This window comes from Roseateles sp. NT4, assembly GCF_051857475.1.
Classification (GTDB): domain Bacteria; phylum Pseudomonadota; class Gammaproteobacteria; order Burkholderiales; family Burkholderiaceae_C; genus Pelomonas.
Genome location: NZ_JBPZGZ010000003.1, coordinates 574,124 through 598,517 on the forward strand (window position 1 = coordinate 574,124; position 24,394 = coordinate 598,517).

At 68.7% G+C, this 24,394-nt stretch carries 12 protein-coding genes and 1 tRNA gene; 4 read left to right on the plus strand and 9 right to left on the minus strand.

Features of this window, described 5'->3' with window-relative positions; all coding sequences use genetic code 11:
- Positions 1-24: 24 nt before the first annotated feature.
- Positions 25-3,201 carry an ATP-binding protein gene (locus ACS5PN_RS21600; protein ID WP_439466070.1) on the minus strand — a complete coding sequence of 1,059 codons (3,177 nt, stop codon included), beginning with the start codon at positions 3,199-3,201 and terminating at the stop codon, positions 25-27.
- On the minus strand, positions 3,198-5,759 hold the full coding sequence (locus tag ACS5PN_RS21605; RefSeq protein WP_439466071.1) for an ABC transporter permease: 2,562 nt from the start codon (positions 5,757-5,759) through the stop codon (positions 3,198-3,200). Before ACS5PN_RS21605 ends, ACS5PN_RS21600 begins: the two co-directional genes overlap by 4 nt.
- A gap of 152 nt (positions 5,760-5,911) precedes the next feature.
- Here ACS5PN_RS21605 and ACS5PN_RS21610 point away from each other — a divergent pair, with 152 nt between their 5' ends.
- Positions 5,912-6,538 (plus strand): LysE family translocator, encoded by a 627-nt coding sequence (locus ACS5PN_RS21610; protein ID WP_439466072.1) that lies wholly within the window; start codon positions 5,912-5,914, stop codon positions 6,536-6,538.
- A 72-nt stretch (positions 6,539-6,610) separates the two neighbouring features.
- Here the strand turns inward: ACS5PN_RS21610 and ACS5PN_RS21615 are convergent.
- From ACS5PN_RS21615 to ACS5PN_RS21630, 4 genes are all read right to left on the minus strand, one after another.
- Positions 6,611-6,684: transfer RNA gene (locus tag ACS5PN_RS21615), tRNA-Gly, on the minus strand.
- A gap of 44 nt (positions 6,685-6,728) precedes the next feature.
- Positions 6,729-7,667 (minus strand): diguanylate cyclase, encoded by a 939-nt coding sequence (locus ACS5PN_RS21620; protein ID WP_439466073.1) that lies wholly within the window; start codon positions 7,665-7,667, stop codon positions 6,729-6,731.
- On the minus strand, positions 7,664-10,267 hold the full coding sequence (locus ACS5PN_RS21625) for a response regulator (RefSeq protein WP_439466074.1): 2,604 nt from the start codon (positions 10,265-10,267) through the stop codon (positions 7,664-7,666). Before ACS5PN_RS21625 ends, ACS5PN_RS21620 begins: the two co-directional genes overlap by 4 nt.
- Before the next feature lie 154 nt (positions 10,268-10,421).
- Positions 10,422-12,098, minus strand: a complete 1,677-nt coding sequence (locus ACS5PN_RS21630) for a bifunctional metallophosphatase/5'-nucleotidase (protein ID WP_439466075.1) — start codon at positions 12,096-12,098, stop codon at positions 10,422-10,424.
- A 433-nt stretch (positions 12,099-12,531) separates the two neighbouring features.
- On the opposite strand from ACS5PN_RS21630, the gene ACS5PN_RS21635 reads away from it, so the two are divergent.
- Positions 12,532-15,939: a TonB-dependent receptor gene (locus ACS5PN_RS21635; RefSeq protein ID WP_439466076.1), complete on the plus strand. Its 3,408-nt coding sequence runs from the start codon at positions 12,532-12,534 to the stop codon at positions 15,937-15,939.
- An 87-nt stretch (positions 15,940-16,026) separates the two neighbouring features.
- Here the strand turns inward: ACS5PN_RS21635 and ACS5PN_RS21640 are convergent, their stop codons facing one another.
- Positions 16,027-17,511 (minus strand): NAD-dependent succinate-semialdehyde dehydrogenase, encoded by a 1,485-nt coding sequence (locus tag ACS5PN_RS21640; RefSeq protein WP_439466077.1) that lies wholly within the window; start codon positions 17,509-17,511, stop codon positions 16,027-16,029.
- 107 nt (positions 17,512-17,618) lie between these two features.
- On the opposite strand from ACS5PN_RS21640, the gene alaS reads away from it, so the two are divergent.
- The gene (alaS, locus tag ACS5PN_RS21645) at positions 17,619-20,243 is read left to right on the plus strand and encodes an alanine--tRNA ligase (protein ID WP_439466078.1); all 2,625 of its coding nucleotides are present in this window, start codon (positions 17,619-17,621) and stop codon (positions 20,241-20,243) included.
- A 245-nt stretch (positions 20,244-20,488) separates the two neighbouring features.
- On the plus strand, positions 20,489-21,628 hold the full coding sequence (locus tag ACS5PN_RS21650; protein WP_439466079.1) for a serine hydrolase domain-containing protein: 1,140 nt from the start codon (positions 20,489-20,491) through the stop codon (positions 21,626-21,628).
- Positions 21,629-21,655: 27 nt separating this feature from the next.
- Here the strand turns inward: ACS5PN_RS21650 and ACS5PN_RS21655 are convergent, their stop codons facing one another.
- Together ACS5PN_RS21655 and ACS5PN_RS21660 are read right to left on the minus strand one after the other, a co-directional pair.
- Entirely contained in the window at positions 21,656-23,782 is a 2,127-nt protein-coding gene (locus ACS5PN_RS21655) for a methyl-accepting chemotaxis protein (protein ID WP_439466080.1), read from the minus strand.
- 85 nt (positions 23,783-23,867) lie between these two features.
- Positions 23,868-24,389: a chemotaxis protein CheW gene (locus ACS5PN_RS21660; RefSeq protein ID WP_439466081.1), complete on the minus strand. Its 522-nt coding sequence runs from the start codon at positions 24,387-24,389 to the stop codon at positions 23,868-23,870.
- Positions 24,390-24,394 lie beyond the last annotated feature (5 nt).

Genomic DNA, 24,394 nt, shown 5'->3' on the forward strand with positions numbered 1-24,394 from the left:
TGTTGCGTGTGGGGGGCTGGGCCCTCATTCTGCACGTTCCGGCCCGGCTGTCGGCGCCAACAATTCATCGACCAGGGCGAGCAATTCACGCACGTCCAGCGGCTTGGTCAGGTAGTGCTGGGCGCCCGCCACCTGGGCCGCGGCGATCTGCTCGGGCTGGGCATTGGCGGAGACGACGACAACGGGTGGCAGTGTGATGCCGAGCTCGCGCATGCGGCTCAACAGCGTCAGGCCGTCACCGTCTGGCAGTTGCCAGTCCAGCAGCAGCAGGGCGGGCGGATGCTCGCGCAGGGCTCGCACACCGGCCTCGACCGTGGGCGCGACATCGAGTTCGATGCCGGGCCGCTGCTCCAGGATGCCGCGCATGACCTCGGCATTGAGGGGGTTGTCCTCCACGTAGAGCAGCCGCCGCTGCGGTCCCGGGCGTGGGCCGGTGGGCTCCTGCGGCGCGGCTTCTTGAGACAGCGGCTTGGCGTCTCCGCTGGCGGGCAATCTCAGCACGAAGCAGGCGCCCGGGCCGTCCAGCACTTCGGCCCGCAGGCTGCCGCCCATCATCTCGGCCAGCCGCTGGCTGATGACCAGGCCGATGCCGGTGCCCGGCAGGCCGCTGCGCTCCCGGCCCAGGCGGTTGAAGGGCTGGAAGAGGGCGGCATGCTGCTCCGGCGTCAGGCCCAGGCCGGTGTCGCGCACGGCGATTTCGACCCAGCCCGGCTCCGGGCTGACAGCTTCCACGTTCACGCTGCCGTTCGGCCGGTTGTACTTGACCGCGTTGCTGAGCAGATTGGTCAGGATCTGCGTCACCCGCGTTGGGTCGCCGACCAGGCGCATGGCGCTCGGGTCGACACGCTGGCCGATGGCCAGGCCCCGCTCGGCCGCCTGGCCCTGCACCAGGGTCAGGGCGCGGGCCAGCAGCGGCGGCAGGTCCAGCAGCGCGGGCTCCAGGCGCAGCGAGCCGGCCTCGATGCGCGAAAGGTCCAGCGTGTCGTTGATCATTTCCAGCAGATGCCAGCCCGCCTGGGCGATCTGCTGGGCGCGGCCGCGCTGGCCCGGCGGCAGCGGCTCGCTGGCGTCCATCTGCATCAGCTGGGTGAAGCCCAGGATGGCATTCATCGGCGTGCGCAGCTCATGGCTCATGCGCGACAGGAATTCGTTCTTGGCCTGGTTGGCCGCCTCGGCGGCCTCGCGGGCGCGGTCCAGCTCCTCGATGCGCAACTGGTCGGTGATGTCCTCGACCACGCCCACCAGCCGGTACGGCCGGCCATCGGCGCCACGCAGCAGGCTGACCAGCACGCGCGCGTGGGCGACGCTGCCGTCCGGCCGCACATAACGCTTGAGCCGCCGGTAGTAGGGGATTTCGCCGCGCATCAGACGGCGCGCCAGGCGGATGTCCTCGCGGCGGTCGTCCGCATGCGTCACGTCGATGGAACGCCGGCTCAGCAGGGCCTCGGCCGGGTAGCCGACCAGGTTGCAGAAATGCGCGTTGACCTCCTGGAAGCCGCCGTTCAGGTCGGTGAAGGCGATGCCGATGGGGGCGGTCTCGAAGATGCTGTGAAAACGCTGCTCGCTCTGGCTCAGCGCCCGCTCGCCCTGCGCGCGGCTGGCCACCTCGCGCTCCAGCGCCGCCGTGCGTTCGCTGACCAGGGCCTCGACGTGCTGGGTGCGGCCCGACATCAGCAGCAGCAGAGCGCCCACCATGGCCGTGGCCAGCAGGCCGACCAGGGCGAAGGCCCAGCTGCGCCCCGGCGCCTGCACCAGGCCCGGCAGGTCGTAGATGCGCACCTCCCATTGGCGACCGCCGAATTCCAGGGGCAGCTTGACCAGCGGCAGCAGGGCGTCGTCGCCGCGCTGCACGGCCTCGCAGCCGATGCGGCCGCCCAGGCGGGGATAGAGGGCACCCGGCTCCATGTCGACGAGGCAGGCACCCAGGTGTTCGGGCCAGTTGGCCGACAGGCGTGACAGCAGCAGGTCGGGCCGCAGCGTGGCGAAGACGACGCCGTCCAGGGCCTGCTCGCTGGGGCCGCCGCTGCCGCGGTACAGCGGCTGGTAGACGACGACGCCGACAGCGGCCTCCTTGTCCTGCGACAGCTGGAAGCCCGCCGACGCCAGCGGCCGGCCCAGGCGGGCCGCCTTCTCGATGGCGGCGCGGGCGCCGGGGATGGTGCGCACATTGATGCCCAGCGCGCCGGCATTGCGCGACAGCGGCTCGATGAGGCGGATGGCCATCATGTCCTCGTCGGCCGGCGGGCGCAGATCACCGGCGCGCAGGCGGTCGCGCGCCTGGTAGCCGCTCGGGAAGTCGACCAGGGCGCCGGCGTTGAAACGGTCGACGTCGGCTCGCGCCACGCGCAGCGTCAGGCCCAGGGCGATCAGCGGGCTGTCCTGCGTCAGAAAGCCCTGGGTCACCCGGGCGAACTCCTCGCGCGTCGGCCGCGGCTTGACCTTGACCAGGCCGTGCACGCCCTCCAGTGCCAGCAGCGGCTCGCGCAGCCGGCCCGCCAGGTCCTGGGCTGCGCTGCTCGCATCACGCGTGAAGTCGGCGCGGTTGCGCTGGTGGTCCCACTCCATCGTCGCCGCGACGCCCAGGCCCACCAGCAGCGTCGTCAGCAGCATGGGCAGGCCGACGCTGAAGCGTCGCGTGGCCCAGGCCGAGCGTGGCTTGCCGATCAGGGCCAGCGTGATGGGCGTGGCGATCAGCACGCCCATCAGGTCGCCGGTCCACCAGACCGTCCAGACCAGCGTGGTTTGAGCCGTCGAGATGACGCCGAAGACTTTCAGCAGCAGCGTTGCACAGCTCGGGCTGATGCAGCCGGCCAGGGCGGCGGCGGCCAGATAGCCAGCCACCTCGCGCGGGGAGGCCAGCACCAGCGGTTGGCCGCACCAGCGCCGCATCAGCAGCGTGCCCGCCACCGCCTGGGCGGCCGCGCCCAGGCCGATGCCGAGGGACAGCGGCAGCACGCCACCCTGTTCGCTCATCATCGTGGCCTGCACGATGAAGGAGCCCAGGGCCACGGCCGGCGTGTAGCGTAGGCCCCAGGCCAGCAGCACGGCCAGGCCCCAGCCGGCGGCCGGGTAGATGGGAGCCACCTGGTAGGGCGGCAGCACCATCAAGAGGCCCAGGCGGGCCAGCAGATAGTAGACGCCGATGACGGCCGCGGACAGCGCCAGATAGCGGCCGATGTCGCGGGCGTCAACCGACTTCATTCGGCTTGCGCCTCCCGCAGCGTCTGCACCACGGGCCGCTGCAGCACGCCGCGCAGGCTCCACCAGCCGGCACTCCAGGCCAGCAGGGCACCGCAGGCCGCACCGACAAACGGGACCCAGGGCTTGATGTGCCAGTCGAACTCGAAGACGAAGCGCGCCAGCAGGGCCGCCAGCACCAGGGCCACGGCGCCGGCGAGGAAGCCGGCGAGGGCGCCGACGCCCAGCAACTCGGCACGCTGCACCTGGGCCAGCAACGATGACGGCGCGCCCAGGGCCCGCATCAGCGCGAACTCGCGGGTGCGGGCTTCGCGCGTGCTGCCGACGGCGGCCAGCAGCACGACAAGGCCCGTGGCCAAGGTGAAGCCGAACAGGAACTGCACGGCCTGGATGACCTGGTCGAGCACGCCCTGCACCTGGTTGAGCTGGGCCGACACGTCGATGACGGTCAGGTTGGGGAACTGGCGCGCCAGTTCGCGGTCCAGTTTGGTGGCCGGCGGGCTGCGATAGGCCGCAATCTGTGTGGCCGGCAGGTCGGGCAGTTCGGCCTTCTCGAACAGCACGAAGAAGTTGACCCGCATCGACGACCAGTCGACCTTGCGCAGGCTGGTGATGCGCCCCTGCACGGGCTGGCCGGCGATGTCGAAGGCCAGGGTGTCGCCGAGCTTGAGGCCGAGCGTCGTGGCCAGGCCTTCCTCCACGCTCATGCCCATCTCACCGGGCCTGGCGTCGCCCCAGTGGCCACTGGTGATCTGGTTGTGGGCCGGCTTGTCGGCCGTGTGGCTGAGGTTGAACTCGCGCTCGGCCAGGCGCTGGGCGCGCTCCTCGGCAAAGCGCTTGGCCTGCACCGGATCACCATTGATGGTGGTCAGGCGACCGCGGATCATGGGGTACCAGTCGAAGTCCTTCACACCGGCGTCGCGCAGCGTCTTGCGGAAGGCCTCGCCCTGATCGGGCTGGATGTTGATGACGAAGCGGTCCGGGGCCGCGGCCGGCGTGGCGCGGCGCCAGCTGTCGATGAGGTCGGTGCGCAGCAGCACGAGCAGGGCCAGGGCCAGCAGGCCCACGGCCAGCGAGGCCACCTGCATGACGGCAAAGGCCGGCCGCGCGGCGACCTGGCGCGTCGCCAGCAGCAGCCAGCGCGGCACGCCGGCGCCACTGACATTGACCGGCACGACGCGGCGCAGCAGCCAGACCGCGCACCAGGCCAGCAGGGCGAACAGCAGCACCGCGCCGGCAAAGCCCGCGGCGGCGATGGCGCCCAGCTTCATGTCGCCGGCCAGCACGACCAGGATGGCAGCGAGGCCCGCCACGCCTGCGCCAAGCACGAGCAGGGAGCCGGCCTTGGGCGCCCCCAGATCGCGGCGGATGACGCGCAGCGGCGGCACGGCGGCGAGTTGCAATACCGGCGGCAGGCCGAAGCCCATCAGCAGCGACAGGCCCAGGCCCAGGCCCAGCAGGGCCGGCCAGATGCTGGGCGGCGGCAGGTTGACGTCGATGAGCCCGGCCAGCAGCGACACGAAGACCTGGTGCAGGGCCAAGCCGCCGAGGACGCCGACGGCGCTGGCGCTGAGGCCCGCGAGCAGGAACTCCAGCCCGTAGGCCCAGGCGATGCGGCGCTGCGGCTGGCCGAGCACGCGCAGCATGGCGCAGTCGTCCAGATGCCGGGCCGCGAAGTCGCGCGCGGCCAGGGCCACGGCGACGGCCGCGAGCAGCGCCGACAGCATGGCCACCAGGCGCAGGAAGCGCGCCGCGCGGTCCAGGGTCTGGCGCATCTCGGGGCGTCCGAATTCCAGCGACTCCAGGCGCACCCCGCGCAGCTTGTCCTTCTCGACGAGCTGCTCCGCGCCCTTCACGAAGTTGGCGACCGACTCCGGCGCGGCGGCCGAACCGGGGACCACGGCCATGCGATAGGTCAGGCGGCTGGCTGGCTGCACGAGACGGGTCGCGTCGAGATCAGCCTCGGCCAGCATGACCCGCGGCGCGAAGTTCATGAAGCCGGCGCCGCGGTCGGGCTCGGTCTCGATGAGGGCGGCGAGCTTGAGCCGCGCGTCACCCAGCAGCAGCATGTCGCCGAGCTTGAGCCCCAGGCCGTCGGCCACGGCCGGGTCGGCCCAGACCTCGCCGGCCGCGGGCGAGCCGCTGCGGCCGGGCAGGGCGTCGCGGAGCTTGATGCTGCCGCGCAATGGATAGCCGGCGCCGACTGCCTTGACGGCCACCAGCCGGCTCTCGCCGCCCTGGGCCTCGTCGCTGCGCGCCATGCTGGGGAAGGTGGCCGTGCGCACCGTCGTCAGGTTCTGCGTGGCGGCCAGGTCGACCAGGGCCTGCGGCGTGGGCTGGTCGCTGGCGACGACGGCATCACCCCCCAGCAGCTGGGCCGCATCGCGGCGCAGGCCCTGGTCGAGGCGGTCGGACAGGAAGGCCACGGCGCACAGGGCGGCGACGGCGAGGGCCACGGCCAGCATCAGCAGGCGCAGCTCACCCGCGCGCCAGTCCCGCAGCAATTGCCGCCAGGCAATCAACAGCGTGGCGGGCGGACGCGAAACAGCAGGGGACGTCATGCGCGCGACTGTAGCCGCGCGCGATGGGGCCTGACGTCGGTCAGGCCCCGGAGCGCTGCATTTCCCCTTGACGCACGGGGCACCGCCGCGGCCTGCAGAATCGGCCGCTGGCCCGCGCCGGAGGCTGCGGCTGGACCCCACTGGAGATCGTGATGTTCGAGTTCTCGACGCTTGCCGGATTCGTGGCCATCGTGCTGGGCCTGTTCCTGATTCCGGGGCCGGCCGTGCTGCTGGTGCTGAGCCGCACGGTGGAGGGCGGCCGCCAGGCCGGCGTCGCCACCGGGCTGGGGATCGCCACCGGCGACTTCATCCACACGCTTTTCGCGGCAGTAGGTCTGTCCGCGTTGTTGATGACGTCTGCGCTCGCGTTCAACGTCGTCAAGTTCGTCGGGGCGGCCTACCTGATCTATCTCGGCGTGCGGGCCTTCCTGGAGAAGCCGACCGATCCGTCGCTGCCCAAGACCCAGGCCGTCGCGCCGCTGCGGGCCTTCGTGCAGGCCATTCCGGCCGAGGTGCTCAACCCCAAGACCGCCCTGTTCTTCCTGGCCTTCATGCCGCAGTTCGTGCACCCGGAGCGCGGCTCAGCCTTCCTGCAGTTCATGGTGCTGGGGCTGATCTTCGTGGCGCTGAGTTCTGTCTACACGACGCTGCTCGCGCTGGCCATCAAGCCCCTGGGTCGCCTGTTGAAGCGCTTCAGCCGGTTCAGCCGCTGGCAAGGCAAGGTGATCGGCGTGATCTTCGTCTCGCTGGGGCTGAAGGTTGCCGCCCAGCAGCGCTGACGTAGGCGCTGATCTTGGCCTCCTTGGAGGAGGCATCGATGCACTCCAAGGGCGTTGCTCAGGGCCGCGCGATGGAGCGGGATGCGGGAATCGAACCCGCGGCTCTAGCTTGGGAAGCTAGGGTATTGCCACTATACGAATCCCGCGTTGGCACCTTCATTCTAGAGGTGCTCGGCAGGATGACCGGCAATCAGCCTTCCACCCAGCTGACGCGCCCGCGGCCGGCCGCTTTCGCCAGGTACAGCGCCTTGTCCGCCGCCTCCACCAGCCCCTGGCCCTGGTTCCCGGCCGACACGCCGAGGCTGATTGTCACGCTGCCTTCCACTCCCGGATGCGGCAACGACAGATTCCTCACCGTGTCCTCCATCAGCTGCGCCACGCCGATAGCTCCGGCGAGATCGGTGTCCGGCAGCAGGCAGACGAACTCCTCGCCGCCATAGCGCGCCAGCAGGTCCGTCGGCCGCCGCAAACAGGCCCGCAAGGCCCCCGCGACACGCCGCAGGCAGTCGTCGCCCGCCAGATGCCCCAGCGCATCGTTGTAGCGCTTGAAATGGTCGACGTCCGCCAGCACCACGGCCAGCGGGGAACGGGAGCGCTGGGAGCGGCGCGCTTCGGCAACGAAGCGCTCGTCGAAATGCCGGCGGTTGTGCACGCCGGTCAGACCGTCGACGAAGGCCAGTTCGCGCAGCAGGTCGGACTGCGCCTTCAAGGTCAGTTGCGTCCGCACCCGCGCCCGCACCACGGTGGGATTGAAGGGCTTGGTGATGAAGTCCGCGGCGCCTGCGTCCAGGGCCCGTGTCTCGTCCTCGGGCTGGTCCTGGGAGGTCACGAAGATGACGGCAATCGAGCGCAGCAGCGGGTCGGACTTCATTTCCGCGCAGAGCTGGTGGCCGTCCATGCCGGGCATCTGCACGTCCAGCAGCACCAGGTCGGGCTGGCGGTCGCGGCAGAGCTGCAGGGCGCGGGCGCCGTCGGTGGCCATGAGCACCTGGCAGTCGCTGGCAAAGACGCGGTGCAGGGCCTGGATGTTGACGGGCTGGTCGTCGACGAGCAGCAGCCGCGGCCGGCGGCCGGGTGGGGCGTGGCCAGGCGCCAGCGGCGTGCGCTCGGGCAGGAAGAGCTGCATCATGGTTGGGCCTCCAGCGAGGTGCGCAGGCGGCGGCACAGCGTCAGCGCGGTGGAGAAGTCGAGGGCGGACATGGCGGCGTCCAGTTCGGCCGTGGCGTCTTCGTTGGGCATGCCTTCGCGCAGGCTCTGGTGCACGTCCAGGGCCTCGAGGTCGGCTCCGTCGAGCAGTTCGGCCAGGCGATCCAGGCGCTGGGCGAGGCTGCCGGTCGGCGCCGGCCTGTCCTGCTCGGCATGGTGGTCATGCACGGCCTGGCGGGCCTGCAGGTCAGCGGCGAGGCGATCCAGCGCGGCGAGGTCGGCCTGGCGGCGTTCGAGAAAGCGGCGGCGCCAGTCGTCGTTGGGTTCAGCGGCATGTTCGCCCTCGGCAGCCAGGGCAGCGAGTTCTCCTGCGCCCAGCATGGCAGCCAGCCCGCGATAGCCGTGCAGGCCGCGGGTCGCGACCCGGCCCCCTTCCGCCAGCAACTGGGCGAGCTTGCGGTCCTGCTCGTGAAGGGCGGCCAGCGTGCGCTCGAACAGCTCGACGCGGCCCGACATGCGCGCCAGCGCCTCGGCCAGCGCAATGCCGGCGCGGCCGGCGTCGGCGAGCAACCTCGGCGGCAGCTCGTCAGCCGCGGCCTTGGGGGCGACGGGCGCCGCGCCGCAGCGCCGCCTGAGCACGGCCACGACGACGTCCGGGTCGAAGGGCTTGCCGATGTGCTCGTCCATGCCCGCCTCCAGGCAGGCCTGGCGTTCGGTGTCGAGGGCACCGGCCGTCATCGCGATGACGGGCAGGGTCAGGCCGAGGCGGCGGCGGATCAGCCGCGTCGCCGTCGTGCCGTCCATGACGGGCATCTGCACGTCCATCAGCACGGCGTCGAAGCCGCGCCGACCGCGGGTCTGGGCCAGCAGGGTCAGGGCTTGCTGGCCGTCGCCGGCCAGGCTGATCTCGGCGCCCTCGAGTTCGAGCAATTCGCGCGTGACCTGCTGGTTGCCGGGGTTGTCCTCGACGACGAGCAGGTGCAGCCCGGCCAGGCGCTGCGGCGCCGGTTCGGGCGTGGCGCCGTCGCTGCAGCGGGCCTGGATGGCGGCGTTCACGGCCTGGCTCAGCAGGGCTGCCGTGACGGGTTTGACGAGGAAGCCGTCGAGCAGGGCCTGCTCGGGCGCGCTGCGCTGGGACAGTCGCTCGCGGTCGTGGCTGGTGACCATCAGGATCAGCGGCTCGGGGCCGAGGCGCTGGCGCAGTCGCACAGCGGTCTGCCAGCCGTCCATGCCGGGCATGACCCAGTCGAGCAGCACGACTTCCGGCGTACCGGTCTCGATGAGTTGCAGGGCCTCGGCACCGCTGGCCGCCAGGCGGGGCGCCCAGCCCAGGGATTCGGCCAGCGCACCGATGACGCGGCGGGCCTCGGGGTGATCGTCGATGACCAGGGCCTGCAGGTGCTGCCGGGGCGTCGGGGCAGGTTCTTCGGCGGGGAGCGGGAAGCTCAGCGTGAAGCTGAAGCAGCTGCCGCGGCCGGGGGCACTGTCGAGGTGGATGTCGCCGCCCATCAGCCGCACCAGGCGGCGGCTGATGGCCAGGCCCAGGCCGGTGCCGCCGAAGCGTCGCGCCGTGGAGGCCTCGGCCTGCGCAAAGCCCGAGAAGATGCGCTGCTGCTGCTCGGGCGCGATGCCGATGCCGGTGTCGCGCACGGAAAAGGCGAGCACGACGCCGCTGGCACTCTGCGACACGCGGCTGATGCCGAGCACGACCTCGCCGGTGGAGGTGAACTTGATGGCATTGCCGGCCAGGTTGATGAGGACCTGCTGCAGTCGCAGCGCGTCGGCCAGGATGATGGGCGGCAGGGCCGGGTCGAGATCGAAGATCAGCTCTAGCTCGCGCTTGTCGACATTGGCGGCCAGGATGACGGACAGGTCGCGCAGCAGCTCGTCCAGGCGGGTGGGGTGCGGGTCCAGGCCGAGGTGGCCGGCCTCGATCTTGGAGAAGTCGAGGATGTCGTTGAGCAGGCCGAGCAGGCCGCGGGCGGCGCCTTCGCTCTTGACGGCGTAGTCGCGCTGGCGGGCATCCAGCGGCGTCTTCTGCAGCAGGCGCAACATGCCGAGCACCGCGTTCATCGGCGTGCGGATCTCGTGGCTCATATTGGCCAGGAAGCGCGTCTTGGCCTGTGAGGCGCGTTCGGCGGCCAGCCGTGCCTGGGCTTGCGGCGTCAGGTCCAGCACGGTGAGGACCAAGCCACCATCGGGCAGCGGTGCGGTGCGGGCCTCGATGAGGCGGTCGCCGGTGCGATAGGTTTCGAGGCGGTTGGCACGCTGGTCCCGGCCCAGGGCGAGGGCCGCGTCGACGCAGGCGCGGGCCTTTTCGCCCTCGCCATAGTCGCCGCGGGCGGCGAAGAAGAGGATGAGGTCGTCGAAGCGCAGCGGCGGCTCTTCGAACAGCGAGGCCGGCACATGGAGCAGGCGCTCGAATTCGGCGTTGTGCACCAGCAGCCGTCGTTCGGCGTCGAAAACCGCCAGGCCGCAGGGCAGGTGGGCGATGACTTCGCGGACCAAGGGACTGGAGGAGTCCCGCGAAGTACCCGCGGCCGCGGGGCCGGCCCGAGGCTCGGCGTCAGTGCCAGCTTGCATGTCCCACGCCATCACTCCCCCGACCCGCTGCTGCCCGGCGAGCGATGCCGGGCGCTTCGAGTCTAGGACGGCCCACCGGGCTGCCGCTGGCGGGTCGCTACAAGAAGTTACAGGTTTGCCCTAGGCCACCGTTCGAGTGGTAACGGGCACCCCCTCACTCGCGCGTGATGCGGCCGGGGGCGGCCTGGGCGAGGGCCTGGGGGTTGTCACGCAGCAGTTCGACCAGGGCGTCGATGTCGGTGCCCAGCACGGCGCGGTCGCGGCCATGCTTGAAGCCGGTTTGCGCATCGCCGCCTTCGGACAGGAAGTTGTTGATGATGACGCGGTAGTTGCGCGCCGGGTCGACCGGTTCGCCATTAATGCGCGGGTCGACGAGTTGGGCGACGCCGTCGGCACCCATGCGGTAGCGGTAGCGCAGCGTGGACGAGGGCTGCAGCATGCGCGGCGCGGCGTCGGCCTTGGGCAGCTGGCGCTGCAGGATGTCCAGCAGCTGCTGGCCGCTCAGCGTGACGGCGACGATGTCGTTGCCGAAGGGCTGGATGGCGAGCAGGTCGCTCATCGTCGTCGGCTTGCCGGGTTTGACCGTCAGCTCGGCGCGGATGCCGCCCGGGTTCATGAAGGCCACGTCGGCCGGCCCCTGCTTGCGCGCAAAGGCGAGCTGGCTGTCGGCAATCAGATTGCCCAGTGTGGAGTCGCCGTTGGGCTCTTTGGCGTTGCGCGAGGCACTCTGGGCCAGCGTGGCGACGGGCTTGTTGCGGGCGGCTTCGGTCAGCGCGGCGGCCTGGGCCACCAGGGCGACCAGGGCCGGGTTGGGGGCATAGGCCGATTGCAGCACCGGGTGGTTCACGGCCTGCGCATCGATGACCTTGCCGGCGGCGTCGAACTTCAGATGGCTTTCGGTGATCCAGCCGCCATAGCTGCCCGCCTGCACGACGAGGCGGCCGTCGATCTTGCACGTGTAGGCCTGGTGGGTGTGGCCGCCGACGATGATGGCGTAGGCGGGGTCCAGGCGCTTGGCGATGTCCTGCACGCGGCCCGTCAGCGTCGGGCAGGCGTAGGTCGAGTCGTTGGCGCCGGCGCCCTGGGCCTGCACGCCGCCCTCGTGCATGACGGCCACCAGCACCTGGGCGCCTTCGGCCTTGAGCTGGGGCACCAGGGCGTTCAGGGTGTCGGCCTCGTCGGCGAAGTGGATGCCCTGGATGGCCCGGGCGACGATGACATGGGGTGTCTCCAGCGTCGCCACGCCGGCGACGGCGACCTTGAGCTTGCCGGCCTGCTTGATGACGTGGGTGGGCAGCAGCGGCTTGCCGGTGTTGGCGTCCAGCACATTGGCGCCGAGGTAGGGGAAGCCGGGGCCCTTGAAGCCTGGCCACAGGCATTCGCCGGGGCCGCATTCGCCGCGCGCCTTGCGCAGCAGTTCCGGCAGGCCGGCATCCAGCTCATGGTTGCCCAGGGCGCTGGCCGTGATGCCGAGCTGGGACATGGCCGTCAGTGTGGGCTCGTCGCGCAGCAGGTTGGAGATCAGCGGCGAGGCGCCGATCAGGTCGCCACCGGCGAGCACCAGGGCGTCGGGATTCTTGGCTTTCAGGTCCGCCATGGCGGTCGCCAGATACGCCACACCGCCAGCCGGCTGGGCCTTCAGCGCGCCGGTCGCGTCGGGCAGGCGGGGCATCAACGGTGTCGGGTCGTTCGGCTGGATGTTGCCGTGGAAGTCATTGATCGACAGCAGCGTCAGCTCGGTCGGGGCGCCGGGCTGCCGGGTGGCGCAACCAACGAGCAGGGCGCCAAGGAGGAGGCCGGTGCTGAGCCGGAAGGAAGAGGTCAGGGCCATGACGAGCTGGGTTGGATGAGGTCGGTGAGGTGGATTTGTAGCGCTAGTTTGTCGCGGTTTTGCGACAGCGTAAGGTCGTCGGAGCTAGGTTTACATTCCCGTAAAGATTGCACCAACGTGGTGCAAAAGTCGCCAGATGGCTAGGTTTTGGACGTCCTTGCCGGAGCTCACCGGCAGGAATTGGGGGGTTGTCGCCGGTCGGCGACGCACTGTCCCAGTGCCCGCTGCGGGGCGCGAGTGTCTGAAACGGGCCACTTCTGACTTACCCGTAAAGTTCTGTCACAGAAAGTCATGACAATTCCGTCACCGTTGCGGCCGGGCCCTCTGCCGGCGCCGGAAAACGCAACCGCCGCAAGCGTTTCATGACGTTTGCGTGACAGCTTTCGACACATCAGCCGCGTGCCCCGCCACGCGCACAACAGGAGTGATTGGGATGAGCAACAGGTTTGGGTCTGGGTTCCCGCTATCGGCGCTGTGCGCCGCCGTGGCCATCGTGGCCGCCGCGCCGGCGATGGCGCAGAACACCACGGCTGCCATCGGCGGCCAGGTGATCGGTGCCGACGGCAAGCCGATGTCGGGTGCCACCGTCACCATCGTGCACCGTGAATCGGGCTCGACCAACACGCTGACGACCGACGCGGATGGCCGCTTCTCGGCTCGCGGCCTGCGCGTCGGCGGTCCCTACACCATCACCGCCATCAAGGGCGGCGATCGCGAAGTCCAGAACGACGTCTACCTGGCCCTGGCCGAAACGCAGAACCTGGAACTGCGCTTCCGCGGCTCCAATGTGCTGGACACCGTCGTGACGACGGGCAGCGCTACCGGCAGCAACAAGTTCGACAGCAGCGCCATGGGTGCTGGCACCAGCATCAACAAGCAAGAGCTGGCCGCCTACGCGTCCATCTCGCGCAGCCTGCAGGACTACGCCCGCAATGACCCGCGCGTCGCCCAGTCCGACAAGGGCAACGGCGAAATCTCCGTCGCCGGTCAGAACGGCCGCTTCAACACCGTCACCATCGACGGTGTGAAGATCAACGACACCTTCGGTCTGGAACTGAACGGCCTGCCCACGCTGAAGCAGCCGATCTCCATCGACGCCATCCAGGCCGTGCAGGTCAACATCTCGAACTACGATGTGACGCAGCAGGGCTACACCGGCGCCAACATCAACGCCGTGACCAAGTCCGGCACCAACGAGTTCACGGGCAGCGTCTATTACGCCTATCGCGACGAGAAGCTGACCGGTGACCGCTACGACCGCGGCCGCAACGTCTACAACCGCACCCCGGGCTTCTACGAGAAGCTGATGGGCTTCACCGCGGGTGGCCCCATCATCAAGGACAAGCTGTTCTTCTTCGCCGGCTATGAAGAGCTCAAGAGCAGCCGCTCCTCGCCGGCCTTCGGTCCGGTGGGCAGCAACTCCACCAACGTCGGCATCACCGCGGCCCAGATCGCCGCGGCCCAGGACGTTGCGACCAACACTTATCACATCGCCGCTGGCGACCTGTCGACGCCCCAGGGCGTGGAACTGGTGGCCAAGGACACGCTGCTGAAGCTGGACTGGAACGTCAGCGACAACCACAAGGTCAACCTGCGCTACACGAAGTCGGAAGAGAGCAACCCGATCTTCCCGAACTTCGCCGCGAACACGCTGTCGCTGTCGTCGAACTGGTACACCCAGGTCAAGACCCTGGAGACCGTCGTCGGCCAGTGGTTCGCCGACTGGACGGACAACTTCTCCACCGAACTGAAGCTTTCGCAGCGCGACTACAAGAGCGATCCGACGAACAACTCCAACCTGCCGCAGGTTGCGCTGATCTGGACGACGCCCGCACCGGCCGGCACGCAAACCGGCAACCGGACGCTGTACCTCGGCACGGAAATGAGCCGCCACTTCAACAGCTTGCACACGAAGACCTTCAATGGCTTCTTCGCAGGCAACCTGTTCCTGGACAAGCACGAGATCAAGGCCGGCGTTGACGTCGAGCGCAACGAGATCTTCAACGCCTTCCTGCAGAACACCAAGGGCGTCTACGTCTTCCAGTCGACCGACCCGATCGCCGATTGGAAGGCTGGCGTGCCGTTCTCCTACCAGGACCAGACGCCGCTGGGAGGCAACACGCTGCGCGACGGTGCCGCCAACTGGACGCTGTCCAACATCGGCCTGTTCGTGCAGGACACCTGGAAGGTCAGCAAGCAGCTGAGCATCGTCGGCGGCCTGCGCCTGGACACGCTCAAGACTGACGACAAGCCCAAATTCAACGCAGCTGCATCTGGCGCGTTCGTGGCGGGCAACCCCGGCACCAACACTCGCCAGACGGGCGGCTTCGGCTACGACAACAGCTACACGCTGGATGGCCAGAAGATCGTGCAGCCGCGCGTCGGCTTCAACTATCAGTTCGACGCTGTCGACAAGCTCAAGACCCAGCTGCGCGGTGGCGTGGGCCTGTTCATGGGCTCGGCCGCCTCGGTGTGGCTGACCAACCCGTACCAGAACACGGGTGTCACGACCGCCAACCTGCAGTGCGGCAACAGCACGGTCGCCTGCAACACCATCCACTACTCGCCTGATCCGAACGCCCAGCCGACGCTGCCTGCGACCAATCCGCCGGCGGCCAACGTCGACTTCATCGCCCCGGGCGTGAAGCAGCCGACCGTCTGGAAGATGAACCTGGCGCTGGACAAGGAACTGCCCTGGTACGGCCTCGTGGCTGGTGCCGAGTGGTTGCACACGGAAGTCGACAAGGGCCTGTACTACCAGTACCTGAACCTGGGGCCGTCCATTTCCAAGTCGCCGACCGACGGCCGCGACATGTACTACAACCTGCAGGGCCGCAACCCACTGTGCTACGCGGGTTCGAACGATGCGGCACCTACCGGTGCACTGGCCACCGCCTGCAATGGCGGCGCTGGTCGCGGCGGCAAGGCGCTGAACAACACGTCCTACGGCAACGTCACCCTGCTGCAGAACACCAGCAAGGGTGATGGCGACGTGCTGACGCTGTCGTTGAACTCGCCCAACAGGTCCGGCCTGGGCTGGGGCGTGGCCTACAGCTACACCCGCGCCACGGAAGTCAGCGGCCTGACCTCGTCGACCGCCAACTCCGGCTGGCTGAACCGCGCGGTCTACAACCCGAACGAAGAAGTGGCGGCAAACGCAGCGACGTTGATCCGCAACCGCTTCACGGGCAATGTGAACTGGGCCAAGGCCTTCTTCGGCAAGTACAAGACCACCTTCGGCCTGTTCTACGAAGGCCGTTCGGGCCACCCGTACAGCTGGACGTTCAACAACGACGTCAACGGCGACGGCGTGGCGGGCAACGACCTGCTGTACGTTCCGAAGGGCCCGGGCTCCGGCGAAGTGATCTTCCGCTCGAGCAGCACCACCAACACCATCACGACCCAGGCCGGACTGGACGCCTTCACGCAGCAGACCTCCTCGGCTGCCGAGGCCAAGTTCTGGTCCATCGTCGATGCCAATCCGGGTCTGCGCAACTCCAAGGGCAAGGTCGTCGGCCGCAACGCGTCGTTCTCGCCCTTCGTCAACAGCTTCGACGTGCGCGTCAGCCAGGAAATGCCTGGCCTCTTCGGCAACAACAAGGGCACGCTGACGCTGGACATCCTGAACTTCGGCAACCTGATCAACAAGCGTTGGGGCCACATCGACGAAGTCGCCTTCGGCACTGGCGGCGCAACGCGCCGTTTCGTGAACTACGGCGGTATCGATCCCTCGACCGGCAAGATGATCTATGCCGTGAACGATCCGACCGACTACACGACCAAGCAGACCCGCGGCGAATCGCAGTGGGCCATGCAGATCACGGCCAAGTACGAGTTCTAAAAGAGCAGAAAAGCTGGACCGCCTTATCGGTCCTGCCAAAGCAAAGGGGCCCCAAAAGGGCCCCTTTTTCATTGCCGCGCGAACCGGCTATTTCTGGATGTCGCCCAGGCAGAGGTACTTCACCTCCACATAGTCCTCGATGCCCTGGCGGCCGCCCTCGCGGCCCAGGCCGGATTGCTTGACGCCGCCGAAAGGCACCTCGGCCGTGGAGATCAGGCCGGTGTTGATGCCCACCATGCCGTATTCCAGCGCCTCGCCGACGCGGAAAATGCGGCCGATGTCGCGGCTGTAGAAATAGCTGGCCAGTCCGAACTCGGTGGAGTTGGCCAGGCGGATCGCATCCTCTTCGGTCTGGAACTTGAAGATGGGCGCCACCGGGCCGAAGGTCTCCTCGCGCGAGCACAGCATCTGCGGTGTCGCATCGGCCAGCAGCGTCGGCTCGAAGAAGTTGCCGCCCGCGGTCTCGAGGCGCTTGCCGCCCGTCAGCAGCTTGGCGCCCAGGGCAATGGCGTCGGCCACATGGGTCTCGACCTTCTGCAGCGCCGCGTCGTCGATCAGCGGGCCGACGTTGATGCCGGCGTCAAACCCGTTGCCTGTCTTCAGCGCGCCGACCTTGGCCGCGAACTTCTCCAGGAAGGCGTCGTAGACGCTGGCCTGCACATAGATGCGGTTGGCGCAGACGCAGGTCTGGCCGGCGTTGCGGTATTTGCTGGCGATGGCGCCTTCCACGGCCGAGTCGAGGTCGGCGTCGTCGAAGACGATGAAGGGCGCATTGCCACCCAGCTCAAGGCTGAGCTTCTTGATGGAGGGCGCGCACTGCTTCATCAGGATGCGGCCGACCTCGGTGGAGCCGGTGAAGGACAGGTGGCGCACCACGTCGCTCTCGCACAGCACCTGGCCGATCTCGATGGACTGCTGCGAGTCGGCCGTCAGCACGTTCAGGACGCCCGCAGGCATGCCGGCCTGCTGGGCCAGTTCGGCCGCGGCCAGGGCCGTCAGCGGCGTGGCCTCGGCCGGCTTGATGATGACGGGGCAGCCCGCGGCGAGCGCCGGAGCGACCTTGCGCGTGATCATGGCCAGCGGGAAGTTCCACGGCGTGATGGCGGCGCAGACGCCGACGGCCTGCTTGATGACCAGATAGCGCTTGGTGGGGTCGGTCGTCGGGATGGTTTCGCCGTAGACGCGCTTGCCTTCCTCGGCAAACCAGTCGAGGAAGCTGGCGCCGTAGATGACCTCGCCGCGGGCCTCGGCCAGGGGCTTGCCCTGTTCGGCCGTCATCAGCCGGGCCAGGTCGTCGGCATGCTTGACCAGCAGCTGCTGCCAGCGCATCAGCACGGCGGCGCGTTCCTTGGCGGGCTTGGAGCGCCAGGCGTTCAGCGCGTTGGCAGCCGCTGCAATCGCGGCTTCAGCGTCGGCGCGGCCCAGATTGGGCACCCGGGCCAGCTCGCGGCCGGTGGCCGGGTCGGTCACGGCAAAGGTGGCCGGGCCGTCCACCCAATTGCCATTGATCAGGGCCTGGGTGCGCAGCAATCCGGGGTTTTCGAGCGCTTCCAGGGGGGAATTCGCGTCCATCAGGGGCTTCTCCAGTCGTATTGACACCCACTCTACCCGCGGGACGTAAAGCCCCCTCTCTACAATCGCCCCTCTTTGTCACTGACCTTTTCCAGGAAGCCCCCGGGATGAAAGCCGCCGAGATCCGCCAGACCTTTCTGAAGTTCTTCGAGTCGAAGGGCCACCAGATCGTCGCCTCCAGCCCGGTGGTGCCGGGCGACGACCCGACGCTGCTGTTCACCAACGCGGGCATGAACCAGTTCAAGGACGTGTTCCTGGGCTTCGACAAGCGCGCCTACACCCGCGCGACGACCAGCCAGAAGTGCATCCGCGCCGGTGGCAAGCACAACGACCTGGACAACGTCGGCTACACCGCCCGCCATCACACGTTCTTCGAGATGCTGGGCAACTTCTCGTTCGGCGACTATTTCAAGCATGACGCCATCAGCTACGCCTGGGAGCTGCTGACCGTCAACTTCGGCCTGCCCAAGGACAAGCTCTGGGTCACGGTCTACGAAGAGGACGACGAGGCCTACGAGATCTGGAACCAGGTGGTGGGCGTGCCGCAAGAGCGCATCGTGCGCATCGGCGACAACAAGGGCGCGCGCTACATGTCCGACAACTTCTGGATGATGGGCGACACCGGTCCCTGCGGCCCCTGCACCGAGATCTTCTACGACCACGGCCCCGACGTGGCCGGCGGCCCCCCGGGCTCGGCCGAGCAGGACGGCGACCGCTACATCGAGATCTGGAACAACGTCTTCATGCAGTTCAACCGCACTGAAGACGGCGTCATGCACAAGCTGCCCAAGCCGTCGGTGGACACCGGCATGGGCCTGGAGCGCCTGGCCGCGGTGCTGCAGCATGTGCACAGCAACTATGAGATCGACACCTTCGTGAACCTGCTGGCGGCCGCCAAGTCGGCGGTCGACGCAGCCGGCGGTGGCGACTGTGATGCCACGAGCCCGTCGCTGAAGGTCATTGCCGACCACATCCGCGCCTGCTCCTTCACCATCGTCGACGGCGTCATCCCCGGCAACGCCGGCCGTGGCTATGTGCTGCGCCGCATCGCCCGCCGCGCCATCCGCCACGGCTACAAGCTGGGCGCTCGCACGCCTTTCTTCCACAAGCTGGTGGCGGCGCTGAGTGCTGAGATGGGCGACGCCTATCCCGAACTGCGCCAGGCTCAAGGACGCGTGACCGACGTGCTGAAGCAGGAGGAAGAGCGCTTCTTCCAGACCATCGCCACCGGCATGGAAATCCTCGAAGCGGCGCTGGCCAAGGGCGGCAACGTCGATGGCGACACCGCCTTCAAGCTGCATGACACCTATGGCTTCCCGGTCGACCTGACCGCCGACGTCTGCCGCGAGCGCGGCGTGACGGTGGACGAGGCCCGCTTCAACGAGCTGCTGGAAGAGCAGAAGAACCGTGCCCGCGCCGCCGGCAAGTTCAAGATGGCCCAGGGCCTGGCCTACAGCGGCGCGGCCACCGAGTTCCACGGCTACGAGCACCTCGTCTGCGAGCACAGCAAGGTCACGGCCATCTACGTCGATGGCGCGCAAGTCAATGAGGCCCAGGCCGGTGACGACGCCGTCATCGTGCTGGACCACACCCCCTTCTATGCCGAGAGCGGCGGCCAGGTCGGCGACGCCGGCGAGCTGCGCAACGGCACGACGCGCGTCGTCGTGGCCGACACGCTGAAGATCCAGGCCGACGTGTTCGGCCACCATGGCCAGGTCGTCGAGGGCACGGTCAAGGTCGGTGACGTGTTCGTCGCGCGCGTCGACGCTGAGCGTCGCGCCAAGACCGTGCGCAACCACAGCGCCACCCACCTGATGCACAAGGCCCTGCGCGAGGTGCTGGGCGCCCATGTGCAGCAGAAGGGCTCGCTGGTGAACGCCGAGCGCACGCGCTTCGACTTCGCCCACAACGCGCCCATGACGGCCGAGGAGATCCGCGAGATCGAGGCGCTGGTCAATGCCGAGATCCTCGGCAACGCCGGCGCCAATGCGCAGGTCATGGCCCTGGACGACGCGCAGAAGTCGGGCGCCATGATGCTGTTCGGCGAGAAGTACGGCGAGACCGTGCGCGTGCTGTCCATCGGCTCGTCCAAGGAACTCTGCGGCGGCACCCACGTGAAGGCGACCGGCGACATCGGCCTGTTCAAGATCGTGGCCGAATCGGGCGTTGCCGCTGGCATCCGCCGCGTCGAAGCCGTCACCGGCGACAACGCGTTGGCCTATCTGCAGTCGCTCGAGACGACGGTGCAGGGCGCCGCCATGACGCTGAAGACCTCGCCGCACGAGCTGGGCGCCCGCCTGCACGCGGTGCTGGATCAGATCAAGTCGCTGGAGAAGGAACTCACCGCGGCCAAGAGCAAGCTGGCTTCCGCCCAGGGCGACGAGCTGCTGGCCCAGGCCGTGGACGTGAAGGGCCTCAAGGTGCTGGCCGCGAGGCTCGAAGGCGCCGATGCCAAGACCCTGCGCGAGACCATGGACAAGCTCAAGGACAAGCTGAAGACGGCGGCCATCGTGCTGGCGGCCGTGGACGGCGACAAGGTCCAGCTGGCGGCCGGCGTCACGGCCGACAGCATTGGCAAGGTCAAGGCCGGCGATCTGGTCAACTTCGTCGCCCAGCAGGTCGGCGGCAAGGGCGGCGGCAAGCCCGACCTGGCCATGGCTGGCGGCACGCAACCCGCGGGTGTGGCTGCTGCGCTGAACAGCGTCGCAGGCTGGGTCGCAGAGCGCGTGTAGTCAACACCTGCCCCCACGAACGAGGCCCGCTGATTGCGGGCCTTTTTCTTTGGCAGGTACGGCCTGGGGCGGCGGGCTGCCGACCATGCCGACGTTCCTGCGTTTCGTCGGCAAGTGCTGGTTCGCGAGGAGGGCGCCGACAACACTGCGCCGGCCCTCCATCCTGCCCACGCCTCAGGAGGGCGGTCCTGCGTCGTCGCGTCGAGCTTCGGGATCGGTGTGTCCCAACTGAAGAAGCTCCCGTGATGAACCACAGAATCTGCATGATCGCTCTGGCCGCATGCGCTGCCTCATTCGCAACCCATGCTGCCGATGCGCCTCAGACGCCCGCCTCCGCTGCCCAGGCTGCGCCCGCCGCCAGCCTGCAGGCCCGACTCACGGCCAGCGTGAACGGCAGCAAGGTGCCGGCCATGGGCGCCGTGGTGATACGCCATGGCCAGGTGATGGAGCTTGCGGTCGCCGGCCTGCGCGCCAAGGGCGGCGCCGAAGCGGTTCAGCGCGGCGATGTCTGGCACCTCGGCTCCAACGGCAAGGCCATGACGGCCACGATGGTCGCGCGCCTGGTGGAGAAGGGCGTGTTGTCCTGGGACGCGCCGCTGGGTCAGTTGCTGCCTGAGCTGGCCGCCGACATGCAGGCCGCCTATCGTGACGTCACCCTGCGTGACCTGCTCGCCCACCAGGCCGGCCTCCAGGGGGATATCGACGAATCCTGGATGGCCGTCTTCTACAAGGACAAGCGCGCCTTGCATGAACAGCGCCTGGCCTTCGCCCGCATTGCGCTTGCGCAGGCCCCGGCCTATGCGCGTGGTGCCGGCGACGGCTATTCGAACTCAGGGGTGCTGATCGCTGGCCTGGCCGCCGAGCGGGCCACCGGCCTGCCCTACGAGGCCCTGATGCAGCGCGAGCTGTTCGAACCGCTGGGCCTGCGCAGCGCGGGTTTCGGCGCCACCCACCGCGGGCAGCCCCTGGGGCACAAGGCGGGCGAGCCTGTCGAAGGCGTTGAGGCGGACAACCCCGCCGTCATTGCGCCCGCCGGTGGCATCACCTTGTCGCTGGAAGACTGGGCCAGGTTCGCCATCGATCAGATGGCCGGCGAGCAGGGCCGCGGCAAGCTGCTGAAGGCCGAGACCTACCGTCTGCTGCACCAACCGGCACGTGAAGGTGGCAAGTTCGCGCTTGGCTGGCGGGCGCAGAACAGCATGGCCGGCGTGAACGCCCGCCACCTCGCCCATACCGGCAGCAACGGCGCCTGGTTCGCCCTCATCGTGCTGAAGCCGGACACCGAAGACGCCGTGCTGGTGACAGGCAATGCCAGTGAAGACGTCGAGGCCGACAAGGCCGTTCGTGCGGTGGCGATCGCCACGCTCAAGGCGATGGCGCCCTAGGCGCGCATCAACAGCCGCGTGGGCGACTCAGAAGGTCTCCCAGTCGCCTTCATCGGTGGCTGCGGCGGGCGCCGGCGCCGGCCTCGGCGCACTGACCGGTGCGGGCTTGGCTGCCGGCGGGGCAGGGCGGGGCGTCGCCGCCTTGGGCGCCGGTGCCGCGGGCTTGGCGGCCGCAGGCTTGGAAGCCGTGACGGGAGCCGGAGCCGGCCGGGGTGCCGAGACGCGATGCGATTCGCTGCCTGAAACACGGAAGACGGCCACCGCTTCGACCAGGCGCTGGGCCTGTTCCTTCAGGCTTTCGGCCGCGGCGGCGGACTCTTCCACCAGGGCCGCGTTCTGCTGCGTCATCTGGTCGAGCTGCACGACCGAGGTGTTGACCGAGGCGATGCCTTCGCTCTGCTCGGTGGCGGCCGAGCTGATCTCGCCGATGATGTCCTGCACACGCTGCACGCTGGAGACGATCTCGCCCATGGTGGTGCCGGCCGTCTGCACCAGGCGGGCACCGTTCTCGACGCGTTCGACGCTGTTGCCGATCAGGGCCTTGATCTCCTTGGCGGCTTCGGCGCTGCGGCCCGCCAGGGAGCGCACCTCGCCGGCCACGACCGCGAAGCCGCGCCCCTGTTCGCCGGCGCGCGCTGCTTCCACCGCGGCGTTCAACGCCAGGATATTGGTCTGGAAGGCGATGCCGTCGATGGTGCCGATGATGTCGCTGATCTTCTTGCTGGCCGCGTTGATCTCGTCCATGGTCGTGACGACCTGGCCGACGACCTCACCGCCACGCGTGGCCGCGGACACAGCGGACTGCACCAGCTGGTTGGCGGTGCGGGCCGAGTCGGCGGTCTGGCGCACGGTGCCGGTCAGCTCGCTCATCGACGAGGCGGCGTTCTGCAGATTGCTGGCCGTCTGTTCGGTGCGCTGGCTGAGGTCGAGGTTGCCGGTGGCAATCTCGGTGCTGGCGGTGCCGATGCTGTCGACCGAGTTGCGTACCGTGCCGATGGTGGAGGCCAGGCGCTGGCGCATGCTCTCGGTGTCCTGGATCAGCGAGCCGATCTCGTCGTTGCGCGTGCTGCTGACCGACTGGCTGAGGTCGCCGTCGGCAATCGCGCCAACGGCCTTCTGCAGCGACGCCAGCGGCTGAGCCACCCAGCGACGCATCATCCACAGCAGGCCGAAACCCAGGCCCACGGCCGTCAGGGCCAGGGCGCCCCAGAAGAAGAACAGCGTCGAGCGGCCGGCGGCCGAGGCCTCACCGCGCGAGACCTGGGCGACGACCCAGTAGCCGGTCTTGTCGCTCTTGCGGGCGATGGCGAAGTTGTCGGAGAGGCCGTTGCCGAGCACGTCGGGCGCGTCGTCGAAGATGACGGCACTCTCCTTCTGCTCGGCCAGGATCTTCTCGAAGCCCGGTGCGACGCTCGACAGCAGCTTGCCCTTGGCCGTCGGGTGGGCGGCGAGCTGGGCCTTGGACGGATCGCTGGGTACGGCGACGATGTAGGTGCCGCCATGCTCGAAGAACTTGGCGCTGCCGGCCATGCGGTCCATGGCCTGCTCGAAGGCATCGAGGTCGAAGCCGACGAAGAGGATGCCCACGACTTTGCCGGCGTCACTCTTGATGGGCTCGTAATGCGTCATGTAGGCACGCCCGAACAACAGCGCGCGGCCTGTATAGGACTTGCCGGCCATGACATTCGCGTAGGCCGGGTGCTGCTTGCCCAGCATGGTGCCCATGGCGCGCTCACCCTTGTCGTTCTTCAGCGAGGTGGTGATGCGCTCGAAGTCGTCGCCCTTGAGCGCGAAGACGGTGGCCACGCCGCCATTGACGGCCGCGAACTTGTCGACCTGGGTGAAGTTGCCGTTGAGCTTGGGACCCCAGTCGCGCAGGTCTCCGGTGGCCTCGTCGAGGTTGAAGCTGGGGCCGAAGTCCTGGCGGAAGGAGCCGAAGCTGCGCTGCACCTGCTTGGCGGCGACTTCGTCCATGGCCTGCATCGTGTCGACCAGGGTGGCGGCCTTGTCGCCGACCCAGGTCTGCACCTGCTCATTGGCGGAGCGCTTCAGCAGGGTGCCGACGATGAGGCTGACAACCAGCAGCACCCCTGCGACGGCGACGGCGCCGGTCAGCGAGACCTGGCGGGCAATGGAGTTGACGGGCTGACTCATGCGAATCTCCAGAAACCAAAGCGTGCAAGGCTCCGCGCACCCCGCCTCGTCGCGGGGGCACGTGAACGTGAATCAGGGCCGGTGATCAGGCGGCGATGGCCGCGTCCATCAGGCCCATCTCGGCGCTGCTCATCAGGCCTTCGATGTCCATCAGGATCAGCATGCGTTCGCCGACCGAGCCGATGCCGGTGATGAAGCTGGTGTCCACCGACGCCGAGCTGAGCTCGGGGGCCGGCTTGATCGCGTCGCGGCTCAGTTCCAGCACGTCGGAGACCGAGTCCACGACGGCACCGACGACGCGGTTCTTCACGTTCAAGACGATGACGACCGTGAAGCTGTTGTACTCGGCCGTGGCGCAGTTGAGCTTCAGGCGCAGGTCGACGATGGGAACGATGACGCCGCGCAGGTTGACGACACCCTTGATGAAGTCCGGCGCATTGGCGATGCGCGTGGGCTGCTCGTAGGAACGGATCTCCTGCACCTTCAGGATGTCGATGCCGTATTCCTCGGAGCCGAGGCGGAAGGTCAGGTATTCGCCACTCTTGGGGCCGTGGGCCTTGGCAGTGACGGCGCCTTGCTGGCGCAGGGCCGGAACGTTGGCTTCCATGCAGA